The 3,950-nt window shown below is 72.1% G+C and carries 3 protein-coding genes; 1 reads left to right on the top strand and 2 read right to left on the bottom strand.

Going from position 1 to position 3,950, the window contains the following annotated elements; genetic code table 11:
• Positions 1 to 18 precede the first annotated feature (18 nt).
• Together ACIQOV_RS31370 and ACIQOV_RS31365 are read right to left on the bottom strand one after the other, a co-directional pair.
• Positions 19 to 870, bottom strand: a complete 852-nt coding sequence (locus ACIQOV_RS31370; RefSeq protein ID WP_401054036.1) for an ABC transporter permease — start codon at positions 868 to 870, stop codon at positions 19 to 21.
• The gene (locus ACIQOV_RS31365; RefSeq protein ID WP_401054035.1) at positions 863 to 1,660 is read right to left on the bottom strand and encodes an ABC transporter permease; all 798 of its coding nucleotides are present in this window, start codon (positions 1,658 to 1,660) and stop codon (positions 863 to 865) included. Before ACIQOV_RS31365 ends, ACIQOV_RS31370 begins: the two co-directional genes overlap by 8 nt.
• Before the next feature lie 224 nt (positions 1,661 to 1,884).
• Here ACIQOV_RS31365 and ACIQOV_RS31360 point away from each other — a divergent pair.
• The coding region (locus ACIQOV_RS31360) for a transglycosylase domain-containing protein (RefSeq protein WP_401054034.1) at positions 1,885 to 3,950 on the top strand (2,066 nt) is incomplete at its 3' end.

The raw sequence follows: 3,950 nt of genomic DNA, 5'->3' as shown, positions 1-3,950 counted from the left end.
GGGTGCGGTGGGAGGGGTTCAGCTGCCGGTGCCGCGGTAGGCGCGCAGCCCGGCCCGCCAGGCGAGCCCGGCGGCGAGGACGCAGAGCGCGGCGACGACCGGCGAGGCGAACTGGAAGGCGATGGGCAGGCCGAGCGGGTCGGGCCGGTCGAGGATGCGCAGCGCGGGAAGCCAGTTGACGAAGGCCAGTGGGACGCCGAAGACCGCCCCGGCGACCAGCTCCTTGGCGAAGATCGTCGGCGGGTAGTGCAGCAGCGTCGCGCCGCCGTAGGTGAAGGAGTTCTGGATCTCCTTGGACTCGCCCCACCAGAACTGGACGGTGGCGCCGCCGATGTAGATCGCGCCGAAGATGACGGTGCCGCAGAGCAGCAGGGCGGGCACCAGCAGCACCCGGTCCCAGGTCCAGTGGACGTCCAGGGCGGCCAGCGACCAGACCAGCACCGCGACGGCCTGGAGCGGGCGGCCGAGCCGGCGCAGCGTGAAGCGTTCGGCGCACAGCTGGGAGAGCGCGGGCGCGGGCCGGATCAGCATGGTGTCCAGCGAGCCGCTGCGGATCCGCGCGCCGAGCCCCTCGGCCGAGCCGACCAGCAGGTTGGCGACGCCGAGCGAGAAGGTGGCGGTGGCGTACAGGAAGGCGATCTCCGGCAGGCTCCAGCCGCCGAGCCGGTCGGTGTGCAGGAACATGATCACCAGCACCGCGAAGTCGAGGGAGTGGGTGACCAGGCTCGCCGCCAGGTTGAGCGCGAAGGAGGCCCGGTAGGCCATCATCGAGCGCATCCACATCCGGGCGCAGAGCCACCAGGAGCGCAGCGCCCAGGCGGTGCGGGCGGCGAGGGGCTCCCGGCGGAGCCCGACGAGTTGCTCAGCCACCCTGCACCACCACCTTGCGGGTGGCCAGCCACTGGGCGCCCCGCCCGGCGGCGAGCAGCACCACCGCCCAGCCGAGCTGGAAGCCGAGCGCCCCGAACAGGGCGGTGCCGCCGGTCCGTTCCAGGAAGACGTCGGTGGGGACGTTCACCAGCGCCGACCAGGGCAGCGCCCGGCCGAGGTCGCCGAGCAGGCCGGGGAACAGCGCGACCGGCAGCAGCATCCCGGAGAAGAACATCGAGACCACCAGCATCACCGAGCGCACCCCCTCCGAGTCGTGCAGCCAGAAGCCGGTGATCGAGACCAGGAAGCGCAGCCCGAAGCTGACCACGACCGCCAGCAGTACCGAGAGCAGGAAGAACGCCCAGGTCAGTGAGTGTTCGGGCAGCCGGATGCGGAACACCAGCGCGCCGATCAGTATCGGCACGGTGCCGCGCACCAGCGCCTGGAAGCCGGCCCGGCCGAGGTCGGAGGCCAGCCACCAGGCCTGGAAGTCGACCGGGCGGTAGAGGTCGACGGCGATGTCGCCGCTGCGGAAGCGTTCCTGGAGGTCGTCCTGGAAGCCGCCGCCCCAGACCGCGACGGTGACCAGCAGGCTCTGGCTGACCCAGATGTAGGTGACGGCCTGGCTCTGGTCGTAGCCGCCGAGGCCGGGGCGGGCCTGCCAGAGGGCGAGGAAGGTGGAGGCCAGGATGATGCCGAAGACGGTGTTGGTGAAGGTGCCGGCCACGGTGGCGGCCCGGTAGGTGGAGTAGCGGCGGAAGGCGCCGCGGGCAACGGCGGCGTAGAGCATATTGTCTCCTTGTCGACAAATATGGGCAGAGGGGGATTCCCCTCGACATCCGCGCACGCCGCAGCGGCTCCGACCGGCCGTACCCGGGGGTGCCGGGCCTGGCGGGCGGAGCTGCGAAAGTGGGTGCGTTATGTGGTTTGCACCTTTCACCGTACCTCCGGCCCGCACCACCCGCACCCGGTTTTCCCCGCCTGATCCGACGTCAAATAGCAGATAATCTCGGCATGACCTTGAGCACCCGCCGCCAGGCCAAACGGGCCGCCCGCCGCGAGGCCCGCCGCGCCCTCCCGCTCTGGCGCCGGCTCCTGCCCACCTGGCGGGTCACCCTCGGCACCCTCACCCTGCTGTTCCTGCTCGCCGCCGGCGGCTTCGCCGTGCTCTACGTCATCGTCCCGGTGCCCGACCCCAACGCCCACGCCGTCGCCCAGAACAACATCTACCTCTACGCCGACGGCACCACCGAGATCGCCCGCACCGGCGCCGTCAACCGCACCGACGTCACCATCGACCAGATCCCGCCGGCGACCCAGCAGGCCGTCGTCTCCGCCGAGGACCGCACCTTCTACCAGAACCGCGGGATCGACCTGAAGGGCATGCTCCGGGCCGGCTGGAACACCCTGCTCGGCAAGGGCATGCAGGGCGGCTCCACCATCACCCAGCAGTACGTCAAGAACTACTACCTCACCCAGGACCGCACCATCGAGCGCAAGGGCCGCGAACTGCTCATCGCCCTCAAGGTCGACCAGCAGCGCGACAAGCCCGAGATCCTCGCCGGCTACCTCAACAGCAGCTACTTCGGCCGCGGCGCCTACGGCATCCAGAGCGCCGCCCACGCCTACTACGGCGTCGACGTCTCCGGGCTCACCCCCGCCCAGGGCGCCTACCTCGCCTCCCTGCTCCAGGCCCCCAGCCTCTACGACGTCAAGACCGCCACCCCCGCCAACCGCGAGAAGGCCGTCGCCCGCTGGAACTACACCCTCGACGGCATGGTCCAGCTCGGCTTCCTCGCCCCCGCCGACCGTGCCGCCACCACCTTCCCCGACCCGATCGACCCCCAGCCCGCCACCGGCCTCGCCGGCCAGGCCGGCTACCTGGTCGGCGTCGCCGACGACTACCTCGTCTCCTCCGGCACCCTCGACGCCGCCACCCTCAAGGCCGGCGGCTGGCGCATCACCACCACCTTCGACAAGCCCCGGCAGGACGCCTTCGTCAAGGCCGTCCAGGACCGGCTCACCGGCGAACTCGACCCCCGGGCCCGCCCCGCCACCGACACCGACGTCCGGGTCGCCGGCGCCTCCGTCGAACCCGCCACCGGCCGGGTCGTCGCCGTCTACGGCGGCCCCGACTACGCCAAGCAGCCCTACAACGACGCGCTGCGCCAGGACAACCAGATCGGCTCCACCTTCAAACCGATCGACCTCGCCGCCGGCCTGCTCGCCCAGCACACCCTCGACGGCGTCCCGATCACCACCGAATCCCGCTACGACGGCAGCAGCGAACGCCCCGTCACCGGCGGCCCCACCCCCTACGCGCCGCCCAACGAGGACGACGTCGACTACGGCAGCATCACCCTGCGCTACGCCATGGTGAAGTCCGTCAACTCCGTGTACGCGCAGGAGGGCGTCGACGCCGGACTCGCCCGCGTCCGGGAGACCGCCGTCAAGCTCGGCATCCCCGACAGCGTCCGCGGCATGGACCCGGCCAACACCTCGATGACGCTCGGCACCGCCACCCCCAGCGCCCTCGACCTGGCCGGCGTCTACGCCACCCTCGCCGACCACGGCCGGGCCCGCACCCCCTGGTCCGTCGTCAAACTCGAACGCGTCAACCCCGGCGGCGCCGTCGACGTCCCCAAGATGCCCGAACACGACCCCACCGAGGCCCTCGACCGGGAGACCGCCGACTCCGTCACCGACGTGCTGCGCGACGTCGTCAGCCCGCGCGGCACCGGCGCCGCCGCCCTTGACCTGAACCGCCCCGCCGCCGGCAAGACCGGCACCACCGACTCCAACCTCTCCGCCTGGTTCGCCGGCTACACCCCCGAACTCGCCACCACCGTCGGCCTGTTCCGGGAGAACCCGAAGACCCACGCCAAGGAGCCACTGGCCGGCACCGCCGGACTCACCCGGATCAACGGCGGCACCTTCCCCACCCGGATCTGGACCGCCTACATGGCCGCCGCCCTCGACGGCACCCCCACCCAGGACTTCGACCTCAAGACCGGACACGGCACCCCCCCCCCCCCCCCCCCCCCCCCCCCCCCCCCCCCCGCCCCCCCCCCCCCCCCCCC

It is taken from the genome of Kitasatospora sp. NPDC091257 (genome assembly GCF_044757675.1).
Taxonomy (GTDB): domain Bacteria; phylum Actinomycetota; class Actinomycetes; order Streptomycetales; family Streptomycetaceae; genus Kitasatospora; species Kitasatospora lactacystinica.
Note: the sequence above shows the minus strand (reverse complement) of the source record. Positions and strands in the feature narration are given on the sequence as shown.

Bases quoted from the DNA above. Each gene is read 5' to 3' on its own strand.
- ACIQOV_RS31365 (WP_401054035.1), bottom strand. From the start codon at position 1,660: ATGCTCTACGCCGCCGTTGCCCGCGGCGCCTTCCGCCGCTACTCCACC.